Below are 20,125 nucleotides of genomic sequence, written 5' to 3'. Positions count from 1 at the left end.
TTAACCCTCATTAAAAATGCGCTGCGCAATGGCGTCGGCAAACTGGCTCTGACGCGGCATCCCAAACCAGCTGCAGAGCTGCATAAAACGGTGATCGCTCAGGCTGTCGCCGAGACCCAGCACCGGGAAAATGCCGCGTTCGGCGCGCAGTTTCTCCAGCAACCAGCTCACGGCCAGCCCCTTCTCGACGGGCTGAGGAAGCCAGGCAACATTGTTACTGTTGCGGTGAATGTAGAAACCGTCGGTCGGGAACTGCTGCTCGATCTCATCGGCAATGGCATTCAGCTCGTCAAGGCGCGTGCTGTCCCGGTGTTTCATCACCATATAGATCGGCGTGCCATCATACTCATAATTGAGTCTCGCCCAGGCGTTGATGCCCTTCGCCTCCATCATTTCGGTGATAAGGCGCTGCATGGTGACGAGCCTCTCCCCATAGGCAGACAATTTATCGAGCATATGGGCTTTCCACACCTCATCGGGCTTGCCCTCTGGCGTCAGGATCACCGCCCCATGGGTAGTAATGGCCCAGGAGCGGAAGGGGATCTGCACGCGGCTAATCTCTTCCGTTCCCCTGGCGGTAACCGGAATAAGCTCGGCCTGCTCCAGCAGCCAGTCCACTAACATCGCCTGCTCTTCGGTCATAAAACTGCGTGGCGACAGCGAGCGGTCCACGGCACCGGTGCGAAAAGGCTCCAGCGCCAGCTCGTCGACCATTTTGCGGCGGGTCTGGAACAGGGTGTCATCAAGATCGCTCAATACGACTGGCTTATTCATAGGTAACAACCTCAACGACAGGGGCAACATCCGCCAGCGCCGTCAGCAACTGGGTATCGATACTCTCAGCCGCCGTCTCGGTGCAGAGCAGCACGCGGTCAAACCGCTGGTGGCCGACGTTATAGACAAAATTGGCAATGCCGAGACCATAATTGTCGGTAAAGGAGATAACCGACTCGATGGCAAAGCCCAGCGCAATTGGGGAGCGGGTCGTCGAGCTGTAAAAGGCCTGCGCGCCAGCGTTTTCAAGACGCTCGGCCAGCAGGAACGGCTCCCAGACAAACTCACCGCTGCCGAGAACCAGCACGCGCTCACCCGGCGCAACGCGGATCTCGCGGCCCAGGTCGGCGGCTGGCGCGATCATCCCGAGACGGCCCCAGCTCTGTTTGCCGGTGATCTCCCACGTGCCGCGGGAGGTGACATTCACGGCGGGCATGACCGGTACAGGCGCATCGGGAAACGGAGTCCAGCTCCATTCGCCGCTGACAAGGGAGACCGCCGTGACCGGCAGCGGGCAGCGCGCCGGTAACGCATTATTGCTCCAGTCGGTCAGCGTAATGGCAACCACCTGCTCCAGCTGCGGCAGGTGGCCGGTTTCACGGAGCGCCGCCAGCAGGTTGATGAAGGTGTTGCCGGTTGTCGCTTCGTCATCAATCATCACCAGCGTGCGCGCGTCGCTCACCCGGCGGCGCTTCTCTTCATCATCAGGCCAGTAGATCAGATGGTCGGTGGCATGGCTGTGCTCTTCTTTAAACTCGCAGAGCAGTTCACCCTCGACAGGGTGGCGGGTCGAAGTGAGATAAACCGACTCTCTATAGGTATGGCGCAGTTCGTCAAATACGCCAGCGCCCAGACCGACGGCGGTTTCCGCCATGCCGATAAAGAGCACCGGGCCCGGCAGATCGGCCGGGAACTGACTGGCAAGCTGCCTGTAAGCCTGGCGCATGATGGCAGGCGAAACGGGAATATGGCGGCCGAGCACTTTACTGACAAAGAGAAACGCCCGTTTAGGGTTGCGTCGCTCGGCGATTTCGAACAGGTTTTGCAGCGCGATCTCTCCCTGGTTGCGCGTCACCTGGATGACGCCGCAGGAGAGCGTACGGCGATAGCGTGCATCTTCAGGCACTAAAGACATAATCCAGCCTTAGTTCAGTCGGTTAGAGAGGGTCTGCGGATAGAGCAGCACGTCTGTCACCGCTCTTACGGCGACGGGGGAAAAGGCGGATGCTGCACGCCCGATGACCTCATCTTTTGTCAGCAGGCCAAGTTTAAACGCCGCAAACAGGCCCGGTAAGTTGACACCACTATGTTGGGTATAACCGATCCCGCCGGAAGGGCGCATGTTAATCTCCAGCAGCAGCGGCGTTCCCTGACGATCGTTGCGTGTCTGCACGTTAACCAGCCCGTCGGCTTTCATCACGCGGGCACACTCACAGGCCAGTTCGAAGGCAGCACCTTCATTAACCAGATACTGAATCGCGCCCTCTTTTCTGCGACCAACGGCCGCGAGGATTTCGCCGTTGTCGGCAAAAATATCGACGGAGTATTCCGGGCCTGGCAGGTAGGGCATTAATACCAGTGGCTTAAATGATTCGGCACTGGCGAGCGCGGCAAGATAGTGCTGCGGGTTAACCGTGCGGTTTTCGGGATGGTTGAAGAGATGCATCGCCGCTGCGGTGTCATCAAAACGCCAAAAACCCATGCCATAAATGCCGGTTACCGGTTTTACGCAGACTGGGCTGTCAGAGAAGGGCGGCGACGCGAGGTAGTTTTGCAGATCGCTCACCGAATCAACCCGCCATGAGGGGACGACCGGCAGCGCGTGTTGCTGCATCAGCCCGGCAAATGCGACTTTATCTTCGGCTAATGCGAGCCACTCTGCGCTGGTGGATCCGGTAGTGAGGGTGACGCCGGTGGCCTCAATGGCGGCGCGGTGCTCTTCAAACCACAGGGTGTTGCGGCCAGCGTGAATATGGTGAATCCCATGTGTTGCCACAATATCGGTGATAAACGCCAGGCGCTCAGAGGCCTCTTGTGGCTCGATCAGCGCGTGGTCTGCAACGGATAAGATCTCATTACGCTCATGGCGGTGTGAGGCATACACGGTCAACTGAAGATGTTGCGCTGCGGCGAAGGTTTTAATTCCCTGAATAATATCTTTTTGGGATGACAAACCTTCCATGAGCCAAATTTTGTTATTCATATTTTTTTATTACCCGAAAAAGCATGCAGCAGGAGGTGATGGGTGAGTCTAAGAATGTCATCAGAGCATGTCAATCATAATATGATGAGTAAAACTGGCATCAGATTGCGTTTTACTAAAAAAATAAACCAATAAAATAAATAATAAATTCAATGTCTTGACGCGTTTTTACAGGAACATTCCAGCGCAGTAATGTTGCCTTTTCGCCAAAACCTACCAATATTTACCTTGTCAGAGAACTTCATCATGATATGATTTTTTTCGTTCGCGATTAGCCTACCTTTGATTGTCATGACCATTACCAATTTAAGGAACAAAGCATGGTTTCATTAACGAAGAACCAGACGGTATCACTCAGCAAACAATCTTCGGCACTCAGTCAGCTTCAGTTTGGTCTCGGTTGGGATCCGATTAAGAAAAAGGGCCTGTTCGGCGGGCTGTTTAGCGGCAGCGACTCTATCGATCTCGATGCGGGCTGCGTATTGATGGACAGCTCCGGCAATACCATCGACACCATCTGGTTTCGCAAACTGACCTCCAGCTGCGGCTCCGTCGTCCACAGCGGTGACAATCTCACCGGGGAAGGCGATGGCGATGATGAGGTCATCACCGTTAATCTCACCCGGTTACCTGCCAACGTTGAATACCTCGCGTTCACGGTAAACAGCTTCCGTGGCCAGACCTTTAATGACGTTGAAAATGCGTTCTGCCGCGTGGTCGATCAGTCTGGCAAAGAGCTTGCCCGCTACAAACTGACCGAGCAGGGCTCCCACACAGGTATTGTTATCTCCTCGCTGCGCTGTAACGGCGGCAACTGGGACTTTACGGCCCACGGTCACGCCTGCCGCGGTCGTACCATTGACGATATGCATACTGATATCGTCGCAACGGTCGTACGCTAATGAACCTGACGCCGGGGGGCAATGCCCCCGTTCCAGCACAAGAGCTTCGGGTTCGCGTCACCTCTGGCGGCGCGGTTGATGCCTCAGCGTTTCGCCTCTATGCCAGCGGTAAAGTGCAGGGCGATGCGGATATGGTCTTCTACGGCCAGCCGCGTAACGACGATGGCTCAATCAGCCTCGCCAGCGAAGGCCAGTACTCCACCTTTACTGTCGCCCTTAACCGCCTGAAGCCTGAAGTTCAGAAGGTCGCTTTTACCGTCACCTGTGACGGCGGGCAGACGGTTGCCGGGCTGCGCACGCTGACTATTGATGTAGAGCAGGGCGCAACCAGCCTGGTGAGCGGCGTTGTCGATGTCAACGGTCGTCAGGAAGCCGCGCTGATCCTGGGTGAATTCTATCGCCGTAACGATGAGTGGAAATTCCGCTTTGTCGCGCAGGGTTTTAACGGCGGCCTGAAACCGCTGGCAGAGCATTTCGGTGTCAACATCGCCGACGATACTGCGCCAGCGCCAGTTTCGCCGCCACCCGCGCCGCCTGTGGCGCCTCCGGCACCGCCGAAAGAGAGCAAAATCAGCCTGAGCAAAGTGTCACTCACCAAAGAGAAACCGGCGATCAGCCTGACCAAACGGGATAACTTTGGCGAGATCCGCATTAACCTCAACTGGCACCGTGGCAACGGAAAATCGGGCCTGGCCGGTATTTTCGGCGCGAAGGGCATCGATCTCGATCTCGGCGCATTTGTTGAGCTGCAGGATGGCTATAAGTCGGTTATCCAGGCGCTCGGTAACGCCTTCGGGAACTATCAGGGCGAGCCGTACGTTCAACTGCAGGGCGACGATCGTACCGGTGAAGTGTCGGATGGCGAGTGGTTACACATTAATGGTCGTGAATGGAAGCAGATCCGTGAAGTCCTGATCTACGCTTTTATCTACCAGGGCGTGCCGAGCTGGGATAAGACGGATGGTGTTGTCACGATCCATATACCGGATCAACCACCCATCGAGACACGTCTTACCGAAGGTGAAAACCGCCGCACGCTGTGCGCTATCGCCAGGCTGGTAAACGAAAACGGGGCAATCAAAGTCGAGCGAATTAACCAGTACTTCAAAGGCCAGGATGAGATGGACCGGGCATTTGGCTGGGGGTTTCGCTGGAGTGCCGGCTCTAAATAACACAGCAATAAAGGACACCACTATGAGTTTTTTTGACAAAGTAAAAGGCGCCATCAACTCCAGTCGTGATGAACTGACCCGACAGGTTGGCCGTTTCAAAAACAAAAAATTTATGCAGGGCACCGTGGCGGTCTGCGCGCGGATTGCCGTCTCCAGCGACGGCGTAAGCTCTGAAGAGAAGCAGAAGATGATGGGTTTTCTGCGCTCTTCCGAAGAACTGAAAGTGTTCGATACCAATGAGGTGATCGAATTCTTTAACAAACTGGTCTCGAGCTTTGATTTCGATATCGAAATCGGTAAAGGCGAAACCATGAAATACATCCTGGCGTTAAAAGACCAACCGGAAGCCGCGCAGCTGGCTCTGCGTGTTGGTATTGCTGTTGCGAAGAGTGACGGTAACTTTGACCAGGATGAGAAAACTGCCGTGCGCGAAATTGCTCTCGCGCTGGGCTTCGACCCGGCTGAATTTGGCCTCTGATCTGCATCCCTAAGGGTAAATTATGGTTTCAACACACATCGGTTTTCCGACTGAAACAGTTATTGTTTTTATCGCGCTCTCAGTCGGTGCCATCTTTATTGACTTGTTTATGCACCGTGACGACAAGCCAATATCCCTGAAGAGTGCCGCGCTCTGGTCACTCTTCTGGGTTGCGGTTGCGATGGCATTTGCCGGTTTCCTCTATATTCATCACGGCGCGGAAGTCGCCAGCCTGTTTGTGACCGGTTACGCGCTGGAGAAAGTGCTCTCCGTCGATAACCTGTTCGTGATGATGGCCATATTCTCCTGGTTCGCCGTGCCGGATCGTTACCGTCACCGCGTGCTTTACTGGGGCGTAATTGGTGCCATCGTGTTCAGGGGTATTTTCGTTGCGATTGGTACCAGCCTGTTAAGCCTTGGTCCATACGTTGAAGTGGTTTTCGCCATTATTGTGGCCTGGACTGCGGTGATGATGCTGAAAAGCGGCGACGACGATGATGAAATCGAGGACTACTCCCAGCATCTGGCGTACCGCATGGTGAAACGCTTCTTCCCGATCTGGCCAAAGCTGAAGGGTCATGCCTTCCTGCTTAATCAGAAGGAAGTGGATGCGGAACTGGCAAAACCAGAAAACAGTGATGTGACCATCGGCCGCGGTAAGAAAGCCGCCCTGTATGCAACACCGCTGTTCCTGTGTGTGGCCGTCGTTGAACTTTCGGATGTTATGTTTGCATTCGACTCTGTCCCGGCCATTATTGCTGTTAGCCGTGAACCGCTGATTGTTTATAGCGCCATGATGTTTGCTATCCTCGGCCTGCGTACGCTCTACTTCGTGCTCGAAGCGCTGAAGCAGTACCTGGTTCATCTGGAGAAGGCGGTTATCGTTCTGCTGTTCTTTATCGCAGCGAAGCTTGGCCTGAATGCCACCGACCACATCTGGCACCATGGCTACAGCATTTCGGCGACGACCAGCCTGTATGTTGTACTGGGTGTGTTGGCGCTGGGCATTATCGCCAGCGTGATGTTCCCGGCGAAACCCGCTTCAGAGGAAAAGGGGAGTTAATCCCCTCACGTATTACGCTAAATCCACAACAATTTGAGAGGTTATTTTATGAGTGTTTCTCTTTCCAAAGGTGGGAACGTATCCCTGAGTAAAGCCGCGCCGTCAATGAAAAATGTCCTGGTGGGCCTTGGCTGGGATGCGCGCTCGACTGATGGTCAGGACTTTGACCTGGATGCGTCAGCTTTTCTGCTGGCCGCTAACGGCAAAGTGCGCGGTGACGCCGATTTCATTTTTTATAACAACTTAACCTCTTCTGACGGCTCCGTAACCCATACCGGTGATAACCGCACCGGCGAGGGCGACGGTGATGATGAATCGCTGAAAATCAAACTGGATGCGGTGCCGTCTGACGTCGATAAAATCATCTTCGTGGTGACAATTCATGACGCGCAGGCGCGTCGCCAGAGCTTCGGACAGGTTTCCGGCGCGTTCATTCGCCTGGTTAATGATGATAACCAGACTGAAGTGGCTCGCTACGATCTGACCGAAGATGCCTCAACCGAAACCGCGATGCTGTTTGGTGAACTCTATCGCCATAATGGCGAGTGGAAATTCCGCGCGGTCGGCCAGGGTTATGCTGGTGGTCTGGCATCCGTTTGTGCGCAGTACGGCATCAACGCATCTTGATCTCATACATGGGCTGATTATTCAGCCCAAACACAACTGTTAGCAGGAGCTAAAAATGGCAGTTTCTCTCGTTAAAGGCGGTAACGTATCTCTGACTAAAGAAGCACCTACCATGAATATCGCCATGGTCGGTCTGGGTTGGGATGCACGTGTAACTGACGGTCAGGGTTTCGACCTGGACGCCTCCGTATTCGCAGTTGGTGATGACGGTAAAGTGCTGTCAGACGCCCATTTCATCTTCTTCAACAACAAAACCAGCCCTGACGGCGCAATCGAGCACCAGGGTGACAACCGTACCGGCGAAGGCGACGGTGACGATGAGCAGGTCAAAATCGATCTGACCAAAGTTTCTGCTGACATCAAAAAACTGGTGTTCGCGGTAACCATCTATGAAGCCGAAGCGCGTAAACAGAACTTCGGTATGGTGAGCAACAGCTTCATGCGCGTTTACAACAACGACAACGGCACTGAAATTGCTCGCTTCGATCTCTCTGAAGATGCGTCCACTGAAACTGCGATGATCTTCGGCGAACTCTATCGCCACGGCGCAGAGTGGAAATTCAAAGCCGTTGGGCAGGGCTTCGCGGGCGGCCTGGCTGCGCTTGCTTCCCAACACGGCGTTAATATCTAAACGCTATAAAAATATAAAACCCCGGAGAGTAAGCCGGGGTTTTTATTTGCTTCTTATATTTAAAGCGTTGCCGCGTTTACAATTTTTATGGCTATTGTGGCATCCGCGCTATCACTTCCTTAACGACGCAAAAGAGATGAATCCGCTTCAGCGCTTCAGGCATACCCGCATGTCTGAGGGCAGGGAGCAGGGTTATTGATAAGGACAACACGTATGAGATTACAACCGGGACAAAACACGCCGCTGGCGGAGAACCTCATCACCCTGAACCTCCATTACACGGGACGGGCAGGGTTTAAGAGCGAAGTCGATACCTGTCTGTTTATGCTCAATGCCGGGGGAAAAGTGAGCGGCGATGCCGACTTTATCTTCTTCAATAATCTCACCTCTGCGGAGGGCGCGGTTAAACTGGCGCTCGGGCAGCAGCAATCCAGCGTCACGATCGCGCTCGATCGGGTTCCCGCCAGCGTCAGCAAGATTAGCATCACGGTCGTCATTGACGGCAGCGAAAGCATTGATGCACTGAGCCAGTTAAGCATTGAGGCTCGGGGCATTGCGGATTTTCACGTTGAAACCGCAGGACGCAGCGAAAAAGCGATCATTCTGGCTGAAGTCTATCGCCACAACAGCGCCTGGAAATTACGTGCAATGGGGCAGGGCTTTAACGGCGGGCTTGAACCATTAGCCGTCAGCTATGGTGTTGATGTTGCCCAGCCAGCCGCGCAACCTTCAACGCCAGCGCCAGCGCAGACGCGCATTAGCCTTGAGAAAAAGCTGCAAGATAAATCGCCTCGGCTGGTTAGTCTGGCGAAGAAAGCCACGGTCAGCCTGACGAAGAATAAACTGGATACGCTGCAGGCAAGCGTTGCGTTTGTTCTGGATGCTTCCGGCTCAATGAGCGGGCAATTTAACAAAGGTAACGTCCAGGCTGTACTCGATCGTATCGCGGTGCTTGCCGTTCAGTTTGATGATGACGGCGAGATGGATCTGTGGGCGTTCGGCAAGAAACATAAAAAATACCCGAACGTCACGCTGGATAATCTTGACGATTACGTCGAGACAATACGCAAGAACGGCAAGCGTACGATGTTTGAGATCCTGCCGGGGCTGGGCGGTGTGAATAATGAGCCGCCGGTGATGGAAGAGATCGTCGATTACTTCAAAGAGTCCAAACTGCCGGTTTACGTGGTCTTTATTACCGATGGCGGCATCAGCAAGACGCGCGAGATTAAAGAGGCGATTCGTCGCTCAGCAAATTATCCGATCTTCTGGAAGTTCGTCGGCCTTGGCGGTTCGAACTACGGCATTCTCGAAAATCTGGATGACTTTACCGATCGCCGGGTAGATAACACCGATTTCTTTGCGATGGATGATTTCGGCACCATGAGTGACGAAAAACTCTATGACAACTTGTTGGAGGAGTTCAGGCCCTGGATCGATGAGACCAGGAAGATGGGGATTCTCTGACGATACGCATAAAAGAGCCGGGGATCCTCCCGGCTTTTTTATGGTGATAACGGTGAAGCGGTTTCTGCAAAGAGAAGCAGCTTTGATATCGAGTACGTAACCAGTCGGCTGATATGAGGTTTGCTCATTGCCGACCATAAGGATGAGTGGAGCAGGGAACAACATGGCCGGGGCGATAAGCTTGAGACAACTGAGAGTCTGGATGGATAACCAAATACATCATTTAACATAATATACATTATACGCACCAAAGCAGAGGGAGCTAGATTCTGGCTTTTTGCCACTACGATGGATGCTATGAATCACCATGACACTAATGCCATTCTGCATCCATAAGCCATTTTACCGCCGAGCCCTGCCTAAATTGGGTGAACTGTAGGCAGAATGTATATGCGTTATAACTTGGTGTTAGCCTCACACGGTTCGTTAGCATTACTACTGGGCATTGGCGTATCGAAGCTATACCCTAAAAAACCTACCAAAATACATGTCTGGAAAAGACGTTTTGGGCTTAATACAATCAATCATTACCAGAGGATTTGAGTTCGCGTTCAATGATGAACTACATTAAAAAAAGCCTTGCCTTAAGCACCGTGGTTGCCAAAAAAATGGCTACCCACGATCCTCACCAGCTTGAAAAGCTAAGGGTTCGTTTGAAAAGCCTGTTTGGTAAGCCGACCGGTATGCATATGACCGGCATTCCGTTAGGTATTAGCGCCATATTTGCCCTTTTTTGTTACGCCATGCAGCAAGTTGCTGTTTCGGTTATCATTTTCAAATGGTTAATGATACCGGAGTATAAAGTCTTAGCCGGAGTATTCTGCGCGGCGATAGTCTACGCCATACTGATCGTCACAACGATGTTTGCCACCGCGCGAGGCTCCCTTATCGGTTTTAAAATTTACCTTTTTTTAATTGCGTTAACAGGCATCGTAGCCACTATCTTCTTCTTCTCATCGTTTTACTCATTACTCGCCGATAATACTACGAACTACACGCCGCAAATTACCGCTCTGCTAGGTATGATTTTCCTTTTGATTAACTGCAAATGGCTCAACTCTTCTCTCTTTTATCGATCAGTAGCCCTGTGCTTACACAACCGGGTTCTGAGAAAACAGATGAAAGAAGGAAATCACTGATAAATACAAGGATATAAGCATGTTAGTATTAAGCACCGACACACTACCATCAAACATGAAAGTCATTGATATTCATGGCTTTATTGAAAAGACATATCCTGTTGAAATTTCTGATAAAGGCTTAATTCGTGGGTTTATGGAGCGCAAGAGAAATGAACATCAGGAAGCATATGATGCATTTGTAAATTCAGCCGGAACACAAGGAAACGTTATCTATGGAGTAAAAGTTTCAACATCTGTAGGTCAATTTAAAAATGGAAGTTTCCTTTACATAACTTATTACGGAACCGTCGCGACAGTTGAACTCATTAATTAAATGTTAGTGTAATGACTTATGCTAAAAAGCCGCTACGAGAGTATTCCATTGCGGCTTTTTCAACATCACCGTGTTGTTTCAAAACGCCTCCGGCGTACCCTGATGAAACTGCATTTGCCACGCTTCACCTGTTTTTATCCATATCGACGCGCGCAGCGTTGGTCTGGCGATCTCGCCTTGAGCATTAAGAGCAAAACTACGATACGTCAGTAACGCGCATCCTTCGCTCAGCACTGTAACTGCAAAATCCTCCGCGTGGATTTCATCTTCCGGCGCGTCGTTGATCAGCGCATCAACAACCTGCGCTCTGTCGTAACGTCTACCTGAGCGACCAATCTCAAAAAAGTGTTCATGCAACAATTCGTCGACCACGCTGAGTTGGTTACGGTTTTCCGGGCAATGCAACTGCCGCTCACGTGCGCGAAGCTTCGCGCACAGCGTTTGGTTGTCGTCCATAATCTGCTCCAGTTTTATAAAACGCGGCATGGTTTAAAAACCAGTTATTAAATTCGTCACTGACTTCGCGAAGCTGAAAGTCAGCAGTAGCCAGGCGGCTGCGGGAGGCGATCCCGCAGCGCCTTTTAGCCTTAGTGCGCGGTCTTATCGCCCTTCTCTTTGGCTTCTCCCAGCTCCTCGCGGCTCAAAACCCGATAACGGGTAAATTTATCACCAGTGGTGCATCTCACGACCACGCCGTGTAAATCCCCGTCCTTCAGGAAAAAGCCACGGTACTGATTAATACCCACCGCTAAATAACGCGCTTTTTCGCCAAGTTCATCAATCGTCTGATAGCGGTCGCCACAGCGAAACGTACTGCGCGTATCGAATTGATAAAATGTATTCATCAGCGCACCGCCAAGAGTACGGACATTGGCCATCATTAATCCCGGCATGACGCAGGCAAACGCAACCACCAAAAATATCTGGCTGCTCATCGGCAGTGTGACGCGCTTTTTACGTCGCCGCACGCTGGTTTCCATCACCCCTGAAATCACCGTAATTAAAAAATAGGCAATATTGAAAGCGATAAAGGCCGCCATAAATAGCGTCAGGCACCAGGTGGTGTAAGGCATCTGCGCGGCGGAAACATCCCAGGACTCAAGCAAAATAGCGCTGGCAGACATTTTTGCGAAAAAAAGTATCAACGCGAGCACCAACGGCCAGAGTTTACCGAGCAGCGAGGCGGCCTGCTTTGACAATACCGATGTGCAGAGCAAATAGAAACGCACCAGACAAGCGAAGCCCAGTGCGCAGCAAAGTGCGACCAAAAACCAGACAATAGTGGCGCTGGCATGGGCGATCGCCAGCAGAAAACATGCCGAAAGCAACAGCGTTGTTGCTCGCGCCATCGACACAAGCACTTTCACTTTACTGTATTGCTGGCGCGGCAGAAAACGCTTCAGACGCTTGCTCTCCTGCCCATGAAACAGTGCGCTCCCCTTGTATTCGGTGATATATGCACAGACCCACAGCATATTGAACCAGACCGCCGCGCCGACAAGGGACGGGTGATGGGTTTTATTGGCAATGGCGAGCAGAATGAGCGTAATGACCCAGTTAATGCACCAGAAAAGAATTAGCGCGGGTATCTGCCGCGACAGTTTATGCAATAAAACGAACATGACCTTCCCTTCTGTCAGAAAAAACTAACCATAAAGCGGAATATTTCTGGTGGCAACCTGACCAGAGGGGTTTAATTACGCAGCGTCACTATCAGCAATAAAAGATAAATACGGCCAGCCCCCTAATTATAGGAGGCCAGGTATTATCTTAAGGCGTTACTGACTATACTTCGCTGCTTGCCTAAAACAGGTGTTATAAAGAGATAAGAGGAAGAGATGCATACATTAGGAATGATTTGCGGTGCACTGATTGTCATTTTTATCGTTATGGCGATGAAAAAACGTAAGCGTTAATCGCTCACGCCAGCGCCGCTTTGCTGCGGCGCTTGTGCGCTTAAGCCGCCGCTCCTCCACGAACTTCCCTCCACAAGATTAATGGCTTTTCCCCTTCAGCTTTCGCCATAAACTCATTTTGCTGATGCCCAGCGTAGAAGCGGCTTGCTCCTGATTCTGCTGATACCGGTCAAGATAAAACCGTATCACCTGGCGCTCCACATCTTTGGTGATCTCTTTCAGTGAGCCTTTGGTCAGATTGACCTGCAGCGGCGCGTTGGATTGCGGCGCTGGCGCAGCGGAAAAAGTTGATCCGGTAAGCGAGAGCATCTCCGGCAATGAGTAATGCGGAAACCCGACGGAGAGCAGCGCCAACCGCTCAATGATAAACCGCATCTCGCGCACGTTGCCCGGCCAGGCGTACGCCGCGAAACAATCGACAAACTGCCCGAGCAGATGTTCTGCCGCCGCGTCACACAAAAACTTACTTGCCAGGTAACGGAAATCACCTGCACGTTCGCGCAGCGGCGGCACGGTCAAAGGCAAAACATTGAGCCGGTAAAAGAGATCGCGGCGAAAGCTTCCCTCCCCGGCCATGCTGGAGAGCGCGCGATTGGTTGCGCCAATAATTCTCACATCAACGGGAATAATATCTTTCCCGCCGATATGCATGATTTCATACTCCTGAAGAACGCGCAGCAGCCGGCTCTGGATCGGCAGCGGCAGTTCGCCAATTTCGTCGAGAAAAAGCGTGCCCCGATGCGCCAGCTCAATCAGGCCCTCCTTCCCTTCCCGCTTTGCGCCGGTGAAGGATCCGCCTTCATAACCAAACAGTTCGCTCTCCAGTAAACTCTCCGGAATGGCGGCGCAGTTGATGGCCAAAAACGGGCCGCTTTTGCGGTTACTGTGGTTATGAATACTTTGGGCAAACAGCTCCTTACCGGTACCGGACTCGCCATAGATCATCACCGGCGAATCGGTTCGCGCATAGACCTGCGCCAGCTTTTTCACCGCCTGCATTGCGCTGTCGGCGGTCAGGATATGATCGAAGGTATAGCGGGCATTAAAGCCCTTCTTCTGTAATTTGCCGCGAATAATGCGCTCAACTTTCTGGATCTGCGGCGTATCGGTAAATGAGCAGACCACGCCGATGCAGTTTTTTCCCATAAACATCGGTACGCGGCTGGTAATGATTGAGGTGTTCTCCAGCTCCTGCAGTTCGCGGATCTCCGGCGACTTCGATAGCAGCACCTGATTAATGCGCGTGTTTTTAATAACGGCATCAATCTGTTTTCCCAGCGCCTGCAGAGCGGTTATCCCAATGATGTTCTCAGCCGCTTTATTGAAGAGCTGAATATCATTGTTTTCATTGGTGACGATAATCCCCTCGGTGATGGAGGACAAGATAATCTCCAGCCGCGTCATATCCAGCATTTTGCGTCTGGTTGTCTCAACGATGGCCAGCGCCTCTCGCAGGGCGCTATTAACTGACTCCACGCCGTTTTCAATCAAAATCCCCTGCATCTGATAGTGCCGTGCCGTTTCGGTCACCGGGCATCCCCCCGCCACGATGGTGTAGTGCCTGGCATAACACTGCTCCAGTTGTGATGTCATATCCTCATGAGAAATAAAAACAAACTCATCGATAACGATATTCAGGGAGGATGACAGCAGCACAACATCGGGTAAATAGCGCTGGTAATTGAAAAAAGCAATCGGACGCTGACAATCTTTAAGCGGAATTAATGCTTTCAGTAAATCAGAAACCGACATCTGAATAGTGACGACAGGAATATCTGTCGCGCGGGCAATATACTCTGCGGTTCCGCCCCGGCTCAGGATCACATCGTAATACTCTTTATCGAGCGTGCGCGCAATGGTCGCCGCTTTTTCCAGGCTGCCATGATAAACATGACAATTAAATAAACCGGCGCACTGTGCAATTACGACATCCGCTAAGTAAGGATAAGGTGTAATTAACGCTAAACTTGGTAATGATTTATGTTTCATATTTTCGATCTGCTTTGTTGTTATCTTATTAACTGAATAACACATTTGAAATTGCTAACACAATTGCTATGAGCCCATTACGCCATTCAGATCATTGCTACTCTTAAAAAGAATTAATTATCAATAAGTTAAATATCACATTAATGCACATCATTTCTGGCATACATCTTGATTGCTCTTTGATGGGTGCAATAAAAACCCACGCATTCATTCTTAACGTTAAAGGAATAAATTATGAGTCATCAGGCAGGTGTACTATCCGGCGTGCGGGTTCTCGATTTAACTCGCGTATTAGCTGGCCCCTATTGCGGTATGATGCTGGCCGATTTTGGTGCCGATGTGATTAAAGTTGAATTACCGGGCAGAGGCGATGATTCACGCGCTAATGCACCACAAATAAATGGCGAAAGCGCCTACTTTATGAACTTAAATAGAAACAAGCGCGGCATCACACTTAATTTAAAATCAGAAGAAGGCCGTGCTATTTTTCTCGAGATGGTGCGCAGTAGCGATATTGTTCTTGAGAATTATCGCCCCGGCGTAATGGAAAAGCTGGGTCTCGGTTACGAAGATTTACGCAAAGTTAACCCGGCGATTATTTATGGCGCCGTCTCTGGATTTGGCCATACCGGACCCTACTCCAGGCGCGCGGGTTACGACATTATCGGCCAGGCGATGAGCGGGCTGATGAGCACTACCGGCTGGCAAGACACGCCGCCAACCCGTACCGGCACGGCGATTGCGGATGTCGTCGGCGGCATGAGCTGCGCCATCGGCGTGCTGGCGGCCTATGCGAACCGCCTGAAAACCGGCGTTGGCGATAAAGTCGATATTGCGCTGGTTGACTCAATGGTCTCTTCCCTTGAGATCATCAATATCATCTACCTGAATACCGGGCGTATTCCGACACGTATCGGCAACCGTTACGAAGCCATCTACCCCTACGACTCCTTCGAAGCGCAAGATGGCTACGTCATCATCGCCTGCGGCAACGACAAACTCTATGGTCTGCTGAAACAGACGCTCAATATTCCGGCACTGGAAGATGAACAATTCCGCACCAATATCGATCGCGTCACTCATCATGCAGAACTGAAACCTATTATTGAGACCTGGACGCGCACGCTGCCTATTGACCGCATCGTCGAGCGCCTGCTGGAAGCCGGTATTCCCGCCGCACCGATTAATACCATCGATCGCGTCACGCAAGATCCGCATATTGCCAAAGCGCGCGAGATGTTCGTCGATATTGACCATCCGATAGCCGGAAAAATCACCATGACCGGAAACCAGGTCAAATTCACCAATAAGAAAGCCTCGATTCGCTTCCCTGCCCCGACTCTCGGCCAGCACAACCACGAAGTATTAAAAGAGCTGCTGGGCTACTCCGATGAAAAGATCGCAGAGCTTATTCAGACAGGCGTTTTATAAGGAGATAACGATGCCAACAGCTATTCAGATTACCGAAGTAGGCCCGCGCGATGGTTTTCAAAATATTAAATCGTTTATCGACACGGATTTAAAAACGCTGATCATCGATAAACTCGTTGACGCAGGCTTAACCCAGATCGAAATAACCTCGCTGGTCAGCCCGAAAGCGATCCCGCAAATGGCAGATGCCGGTGATGTTATCGCCCATGTGCTGGCTAAACATCCGCAGATAACGCCCTGGGTATTAGTCCCTAACAGTAAAGGTGCGCAGTTAGCGCACCAGCATCAGATTAGGCACATCAACTATGTGATATCGGTCAGCCCGGCGCATAACCGGGCCAATATCAATCGCAGCCATCAGGAGTCACTGGAGGATCTCCATGCGATTCGCCACCGCTGGCCGGAATTAACGATCGCGCTGTCGCTGGCGACAGCGTTCGGTTGCCCCTTTATTGGCGCAACGGATAGCAACACCCTGCTGGAGATCATCGACTCCGCCCATCAACTGGGCATCCGCCGCGTCACCCTGTGCGACACCATTGGCGTTGCTAATCCACGCCAGACTGCGCGGGTGCTGCAAAGCGTGCAGCTGCGCTTTCCGGACGTCGATTTCGCCCTGCATATGCACAACACCCACGGCATGGCGCTCGCCAATATGTTGGTCGGTTATCAGAACGGTATCAGGCGTTTCGAAACGGCGGTGGGCGGTCTGGGCGGTTGTCCTTTCGCTCCAGGTGCTGCGGGAAATTGCGCCACGGAAGACGCGGTAAATATGTTTAACCGCATGGGCGTCAACACCGGAATTTCTCTTGAAGCACTGTTAACCGTCGCCTCTGGTATACGGGAAACCATTGAGCCGCAGCTTTTAAGCGCCCTTTCACGCGCGCGTCCTTACAGCGAATTTGATTTTTGCGGCGATAAAAAATAATAAACCCTACGGAATTACCTATTATGGATAACAAAACAGTCAGTCCAAAAATGACGCACTATAGATGGTGGGTGATGAGCTTTATTTTTGTCATCTACACCGTCGCCAATGCGGATCGCGCCAATATTGGCTTTGCCATCCCGTTTATTCAGGAGGAGTTTAATCTCTCCAACACCATGGCTGGCGTGCTTATTAGCCTGTTCTTTGCCGGTTACGCCTTCTTTCAAATCCCTGCCGGCTACTTAATTAAACGCTATGGCATGCGCAATATTTTCGCTCTCGGCATGCTGCTCACCTCGATATTTACCGGCTTTATGGGCGTGGTAAATAGTGTCTGGTTGCTGAAGCTGCTGCGCTGCCTGGTGGGCATCAGCGAAGCGCCGGTGGTGATTGGGTCAACGGCCACCATCAATCAGTGGTTTCCGGCGAAAGAGAAAGGCACCGCAACCGGGTTGTTTCTCGCGGGATCCAAGTTTGGCCCATTGATTGTGCCCGCACTCTGCGCCTGGATAATCATGACCTGGGGCTGGCGCTATATCTTTGTCTTCTTTGCCATTCCCGGCATCCTGCTCTCGCTGTTCTGGTATCTCATGGTGCGTAACAAGCCGGAAGAGAGCCGCTTCGTGAATGCGCAGGAGGTGGCCTATATTCGCGAAGAGTCGACGGCGGTAACCCAGAGTGTGCAACAGAACACGCTGAAATATGGCTGGCTTGATAAGCTGATCCGCACCAGGCAGGTGGACGAACTCACTACCTCGAAACAGGTGTTTCGCTGCTGGGATATCTATGGCGTGGCGCTGGGCTACTTTTCGATGGTCGGCATTGTCAGCGTGCTGATGTCCTGGCTGCCCAAATACCTGATTACCGAGCGCGGTTTCGACTTAACCAGCTCCGCCGTGCTGGCGGCGGCCCCCTTCCTCGGCACGGTATTAGGCAATTTTCTCGGCGGCGTGCTGTCGGACCGGGTGTTAAATAAACGCCGCAAACCGCTGATGCTGCTAAGCGCCGGCGCCACTATCTTCACCATGTATTCGCTGGTCTATGCGCCGGAGAGCAAAATAGTCCTCTCGCTGATGCTCTTTATGCTGGGGCTGATGCTGTCGCTGGGCTACTCGGCCTACTCCGTTTACGCCATGGGCCGCGCCAGTAAAGAGATCTACCCGGTGGCCTACAGCGTTATCAACATGGGCGGGCAGCTCGGCGGGATGTGTATGCCGCTGCTGGTTGGCGTGATTCTGGACACCTGGAACTGGGATGCGGTGTTTATGGCAATGACCGGCTTCTGCGCGCTCTGCTTTATTATGGTCTCGACGGTAATTGAACCCCTGTCGAAGAGCATAAAAATCATCAGATAAGCACGATCAGGGGCGGAAACGCCCCTTTTCTCCCTCTTATGTTTTACACGCGGTCTTAGCCAAATCGCAGATCATATCAATGCACTTCAGATCCGCTCCCGCTAGCTTCGAGTGATACACACTTTCCCGAACCACCGTGAACCCGCGCTTTTGATAGAAGTTGCAGGCATTGGGCGTTGCCGCAAGCGTCAGATGGCTAAAGCCACGCCTGAGTGCCTCCTGTTTCAGAGCATCCATAATGCGCGTTGCCAGCCCGTGGCCTTCCCACTCCGGCAGGGTAAAAATGGCCTCGATGCTGCCAGTGGCAATATCGAGAAAGCCGGTCGCTACCGGCTGCCCCTCTTCTGATAGCGCGATATAAAAGGGGTTCTCGTTAATTATCATGACCTGCCCCTGCGGCATCGTCTCCGGCGTCCAGGCGGCAATAATCTCATCGCTATAGACCCCTTTGCAGCCGTGGCGAATCGCTTCATTGCGAACACGCCAGATAGCCGGTGCCTCATCGGGTTGTGCCAGCCTGATCTTCATCCTTATCTCCTTACGTATTCTCCGATTCCATCCGCATGCTCTGCACGCGCGCGATGGGCTGCTACAGTTTTACGGTAGTGATTCGAAACGCGAGGCGAATCAGCCGCGATACGAACGTTTATGAATAACCAGCAAGAATGTGTCACCACTCAACGATGAGGTAAGGCAATGAGTACTATCAAAACGCAAGATGGAACGCAGATCTACTACAAAGATTGGGGTTCAGGTAAACCGGTGCTGTTCAGCCACGGCTGGCCGCTGGATGGTGATATGTGGGACAGCCAGCTCAACTTCCTCGCCGAGCGTGGTTACCGGGTTATCGCCTTTGACCGTCGCGGCTTTGGCCGTTCTGAGCAGCCGTGGAACGGTTATGACTACGATACCTTTGCCTCCGACATCAACGATCTGATCACCGCGCTGGATCTGCATGATGTCACGCTTGTCGGCTTCTCCATGGGCGGCGGCGACGTGGCGCGCTACATTGGCCGTTATGGCACCTCGCGCGTGGCTGGCCTGGCGCTGCTGGGCGCCGTTACGCCTATTTTTGGCAAAACGGACGACCACCCAGAAGGCGTCGATAAGAGCGTATTTGATGAGATCAAAGAGGGTCTGCGTAAAGATCGCGCGCAGTTTATTAGCGACTTTGCCACACCGTTTTATGGGCTTAACGCCGGGCAGAAAGTGTCTGACGGCGTACTGACGCAGACCCTGAATATCGCCCTGCTGGCGTCGCTGAAAGGGACGATTGATTGCGTCACCGCGTTCTCAGAAACCGACTTCCGCGAAGACATTAAAAAAGTGGATGTGCCGACGCTGGTGATTCATGGCAGCAATGACCAGGTGGTACCGTTCGAAGCGACCGGTAAGCTTTCAGCCGAGATGATCCCCGGTGCCGAATTGAAGGTTTATGACAATGGCCCGCACGGCTTTGCCGTTACCCATCAGGATCAGCTTAACAACGATCTGCTGGCGTTCTTGCAGAAGATTTGAGTTACACACTCTCCAGGCCTGATAAGGCAAAGCCATCATCAGGCATTGCTTGCCGGGTGGCGCTGCGCTTACCCGGCCTACAACACCACGTAGGCCTGATAAGGCGGAGCCGCCATCAGGCATTGCTTGCCGGGTGGCGCTGCGCTTACCCGGCCTACAACACTGCGTAGGCCTGATAAGGCGGAGCCGCCATCAGGCATTGCTTGCCGGGTGGCG

The 20,125-nt window shown here is 52.4% G+C and carries 20 protein-coding genes; 13 read left to right on the top strand and 7 right to left on the bottom strand.

Annotation, left to right across the window (positions count from 1 at the left end; translation table 11 throughout):
* From IAE50_RS09845 to IAE50_RS09835, 3 genes are read right to left on the bottom strand one after another with little or no spacing between them, the layout of a single operon-like run.
* A complete protein-coding gene (locus tag IAE50_RS09845) occupies window positions 1-774 on the bottom strand; it encodes a hypothetical protein (RefSeq protein ID WP_200580155.1) in 774 nt (257 codons plus the stop codon).
* Entirely contained in the window at window positions 767-1,909 is a 1,143-nt protein-coding gene (locus IAE50_RS09840; protein WP_200133524.1) for a phosphoribosyltransferase domain-containing protein, read from the bottom strand. The genes IAE50_RS09845 and IAE50_RS09840 overlap by 8 nt, the downstream gene beginning before the upstream one ends.
* 9 nt (window positions 1,910-1,918) lie before the next feature.
* Entirely contained in the window at window positions 1,919-2,977 is a 1,059-nt protein-coding gene (locus tag IAE50_RS09835) for an ATP-grasp domain-containing protein (RefSeq protein ID WP_200580154.1), read from the bottom strand.
* Window positions 2,978-3,297: 320 nt separating this feature from the next.
* Here IAE50_RS09835 and IAE50_RS09830 point away from each other — a divergent pair, with 320 nt between their 5' ends.
* From IAE50_RS09830 to IAE50_RS09790, 9 genes are all read left to right on the top strand, one after another.
* The gene (locus IAE50_RS09830; protein ID WP_200580153.1) at window positions 3,298-3,879 is read left to right on the top strand and encodes a TerD family protein; all 582 of its coding nucleotides are present in this window, start codon (window positions 3,298-3,300) and stop codon (window positions 3,877-3,879) included.
* Window positions 3,879-5,051 (top strand): TerD family protein, encoded by a 1,173-nt coding sequence (locus IAE50_RS09825; RefSeq protein WP_200580152.1) that lies wholly within the window; start codon window positions 3,879-3,881, stop codon window positions 5,049-5,051. Before IAE50_RS09830 ends, IAE50_RS09825 begins: the two co-directional genes overlap by 1 nt.
* Window positions 5,052-5,073: 22 nt before the next feature.
* Complete coding sequence (locus IAE50_RS09820; protein WP_042715814.1) at window positions 5,074-5,529, top strand: tellurite resistance TerB family protein; 456 nt, start codon at window positions 5,074-5,076, stop codon at window positions 5,527-5,529.
* Between the two features lie 22 nt (window positions 5,530-5,551).
* Window positions 5,552-6,592 (top strand): tellurium resistance membrane protein TerC, encoded by a 1,041-nt coding sequence (terC, locus tag IAE50_RS09815; RefSeq protein WP_200580151.1) that lies wholly within the window; start codon window positions 5,552-5,554, stop codon window positions 6,590-6,592.
* A 48-nt stretch (window positions 6,593-6,640) separates the two neighbouring features.
* Window positions 6,641-7,219, top strand: a complete 579-nt coding sequence (gene terD / locus IAE50_RS09810) for a tellurium resistance membrane protein TerD (protein ID WP_000116676.1) — start codon at window positions 6,641-6,643, stop codon at window positions 7,217-7,219.
* A 55-nt stretch (window positions 7,220-7,274) separates the two neighbouring features.
* Window positions 7,275-7,850, top strand: a complete 576-nt coding sequence (locus IAE50_RS09805; protein WP_023478842.1) for a TerD family protein — start codon at window positions 7,275-7,277, stop codon at window positions 7,848-7,850.
* Between the two features lie 213 nt (window positions 7,851-8,063).
* Window positions 8,064-9,317 (top strand): VWA domain-containing protein, encoded by a 1,254-nt coding sequence (locus IAE50_RS09800; protein ID WP_200580150.1) that lies wholly within the window; start codon window positions 8,064-8,066, stop codon window positions 9,315-9,317.
* 554 nt (window positions 9,318-9,871) lie between these two features.
* Window positions 9,872-10,456, top strand: a complete 585-nt coding sequence (locus IAE50_RS09795) for a hypothetical protein (protein WP_200580149.1) — start codon at window positions 9,872-9,874, stop codon at window positions 10,454-10,456.
* Between the two features lie 19 nt (window positions 10,457-10,475).
* Window positions 10,476-10,772: a hypothetical protein gene (locus tag IAE50_RS09790; protein ID WP_232044984.1), complete on the top strand. Its 297-nt coding sequence runs from the start codon at window positions 10,476-10,478 to the stop codon at window positions 10,770-10,772.
* 78 nt (window positions 10,773-10,850) lie between these two features.
* On the opposite strand, the gene IAE50_RS09785 is transcribed toward IAE50_RS09790, so the two are convergent.
* From IAE50_RS09785 to IAE50_RS09775, 3 genes are all read right to left on the bottom strand, one after another.
* Window positions 10,851-11,228 carry a DUF4440 domain-containing protein gene (locus IAE50_RS09785; RefSeq protein WP_200580148.1) on the bottom strand — a complete coding sequence of 126 codons (378 nt, stop codon included), beginning with the start codon at window positions 11,226-11,228 and terminating at the stop codon, window positions 10,851-10,853.
* 131 nt (window positions 11,229-11,359) lie between these two features.
* The gene (locus IAE50_RS09780) at window positions 11,360-12,394 is read right to left on the bottom strand and encodes a hypothetical protein (protein ID WP_200580147.1); all 1,035 of its coding nucleotides are present in this window, start codon (window positions 12,392-12,394) and stop codon (window positions 11,360-11,362) included.
* A gap of 372 nt (window positions 12,395-12,766) precedes the next feature.
* On the bottom strand, window positions 12,767-14,677 hold the full coding sequence (locus IAE50_RS09775) for a sigma-54-dependent Fis family transcriptional regulator (RefSeq protein ID WP_200580146.1): 1,911 nt from the start codon (window positions 14,675-14,677) through the stop codon (window positions 12,767-12,769).
* A 234-nt stretch (window positions 14,678-14,911) separates the two neighbouring features.
* Here IAE50_RS09775 and IAE50_RS09770 point away from each other — a divergent pair, with 234 nt between their 5' ends.
* From IAE50_RS09770 to IAE50_RS09760, 3 genes are read left to right on the top strand one after another with little or no spacing between them, the layout of a single operon-like run.
* Window positions 14,912-16,108, top strand: a complete 1,197-nt coding sequence (locus tag IAE50_RS09770) for a CaiB/BaiF CoA-transferase family protein (RefSeq protein ID WP_200580145.1) — start codon at window positions 14,912-14,914, stop codon at window positions 16,106-16,108.
* 10 nt (window positions 16,109-16,118) lie between these two features.
* On the top strand, window positions 16,119-17,036 hold the full coding sequence (locus IAE50_RS09765) for a hydroxymethylglutaryl-CoA lyase (RefSeq protein ID WP_200580144.1): 918 nt from the start codon (window positions 16,119-16,121) through the stop codon (window positions 17,034-17,036).
* 23 nt (window positions 17,037-17,059) lie between these two features.
* Window positions 17,060-18,391 carry an MFS transporter gene (locus IAE50_RS09760; RefSeq protein ID WP_232044986.1) on the top strand — a complete coding sequence of 444 codons (1,332 nt, stop codon included), beginning with the start codon at window positions 17,060-17,062 and terminating at the stop codon, window positions 18,389-18,391.
* 36 nt (window positions 18,392-18,427) lie between these two features.
* Here IAE50_RS09760 and IAE50_RS09755 read toward each other — a convergent pair whose 3' ends face one another.
* Window positions 18,428-18,919: a GNAT family N-acetyltransferase gene (locus IAE50_RS09755; protein WP_200580143.1), complete on the bottom strand. Its 492-nt coding sequence runs from the start codon at window positions 18,917-18,919 to the stop codon at window positions 18,428-18,430.
* A gap of 168 nt (window positions 18,920-19,087) precedes the next feature.
* Between IAE50_RS09755 and IAE50_RS09750 the strand changes: the two genes are divergently transcribed.
* Window positions 19,088-19,909 carry an alpha/beta fold hydrolase gene (locus IAE50_RS09750; protein ID WP_076769836.1) on the top strand — a complete coding sequence of 274 codons (822 nt, stop codon included), beginning with the start codon at window positions 19,088-19,090 and terminating at the stop codon, window positions 19,907-19,909.
* Window positions 19,910-20,125: the final 216 nt, after the last annotated feature.

Origin of the sequence: Kosakonia sp. S42, from assembly GCF_016624785.1 — a bacterium.
Lineage (GTDB): Bacteria > Pseudomonadota > Gammaproteobacteria > Enterobacterales > Enterobacteriaceae > Kosakonia > Kosakonia cowanii.
Note: the sequence above shows the minus strand (reverse complement) of the source record. Positions and strands in the feature narration are given on the sequence as shown.

Coding starts and splice junctions, on each gene's coding strand:
- IAE50_RS09845 (WP_200580155.1), bottom strand. CDS start 774: ATGAATAAGCCAGTCGTATTGAGCGATCTTGATGACACCCTGTTCCAG.
- IAE50_RS09840 (WP_200133524.1), bottom strand. CDS start 1,909: ATGTCTTTAGTGCCTGAAGATGCACGCTATCGCCGTACGCTCTCCTGC.
- IAE50_RS09835 (WP_200580154.1), bottom strand. CDS start 2,977: ATGAATAACAAAATTTGGCTCATGGAAGGTTTGTCATCCCAAAAAGAT.
- IAE50_RS09830 (WP_200580153.1), top strand. CDS start 3,298: ATGGTTTCATTAACGAAGAACCAGACGGTATCACTCAGCAAACAATCT.
- IAE50_RS09825 (WP_200580152.1), top strand. CDS start 3,879: ATGAACCTGACGCCGGGGGGCAATGCCCCCGTTCCAGCACAAGAGCTT.
- IAE50_RS09820 (WP_042715814.1), top strand. CDS start 5,074: ATGAGTTTTTTTGACAAAGTAAAAGGCGCCATCAACTCCAGTCGTGAT.
- terC (WP_200580151.1), top strand. CDS start 5,552: ATGGTTTCAACACACATCGGTTTTCCGACTGAAACAGTTATTGTTTTT.
- terD (WP_000116676.1), top strand. CDS start 6,641: ATGAGTGTTTCTCTTTCCAAAGGTGGGAACGTATCCCTGAGTAAAGCC.
- IAE50_RS09805 (WP_023478842.1), top strand. CDS start 7,275: ATGGCAGTTTCTCTCGTTAAAGGCGGTAACGTATCTCTGACTAAAGAA.
- IAE50_RS09800 (WP_200580150.1), top strand. CDS start 8,064: ATGAGATTACAACCGGGACAAAACACGCCGCTGGCGGAGAACCTCATC.
- IAE50_RS09795 (WP_200580149.1), top strand. CDS start 9,872: ATGATGAACTACATTAAAAAAAGCCTTGCCTTAAGCACCGTGGTTGCC.
- IAE50_RS09790 (WP_232044984.1), top strand. CDS start 10,476: ATGTTAGTATTAAGCACCGACACACTACCATCAAACATGAAAGTCATT.
- IAE50_RS09785 (WP_200580148.1), bottom strand. CDS start 11,228: ATGGACGACAACCAAACGCTGTGCGCGAAGCTTCGCGCACGTGAGCGG.
- IAE50_RS09780 (WP_200580147.1), bottom strand. CDS start 12,394: ATGTTCGTTTTATTGCATAAACTGTCGCGGCAGATACCCGCGCTAATT.
- IAE50_RS09775 (WP_200580146.1), bottom strand. CDS start 14,677: ATGAAACATAAATCATTACCAAGTTTAGCGTTAATTACACCTTATCCT.
- IAE50_RS09770 (WP_200580145.1), top strand. CDS start 14,912: ATGAGTCATCAGGCAGGTGTACTATCCGGCGTGCGGGTTCTCGATTTA.
- IAE50_RS09765 (WP_200580144.1), top strand. CDS start 16,119: ATGCCAACAGCTATTCAGATTACCGAAGTAGGCCCGCGCGATGGTTTT.
- IAE50_RS09760 (WP_232044986.1), top strand. CDS start 17,060: ATGGATAACAAAACAGTCAGTCCAAAAATGACGCACTATAGATGGTGG.
- IAE50_RS09755 (WP_200580143.1), bottom strand. CDS start 18,919: ATGAAGATCAGGCTGGCACAACCCGATGAGGCACCGGCTATCTGGCGT.
- IAE50_RS09750 (WP_076769836.1), top strand. CDS start 19,088: ATGAGTACTATCAAAACGCAAGATGGAACGCAGATCTACTACAAAGAT.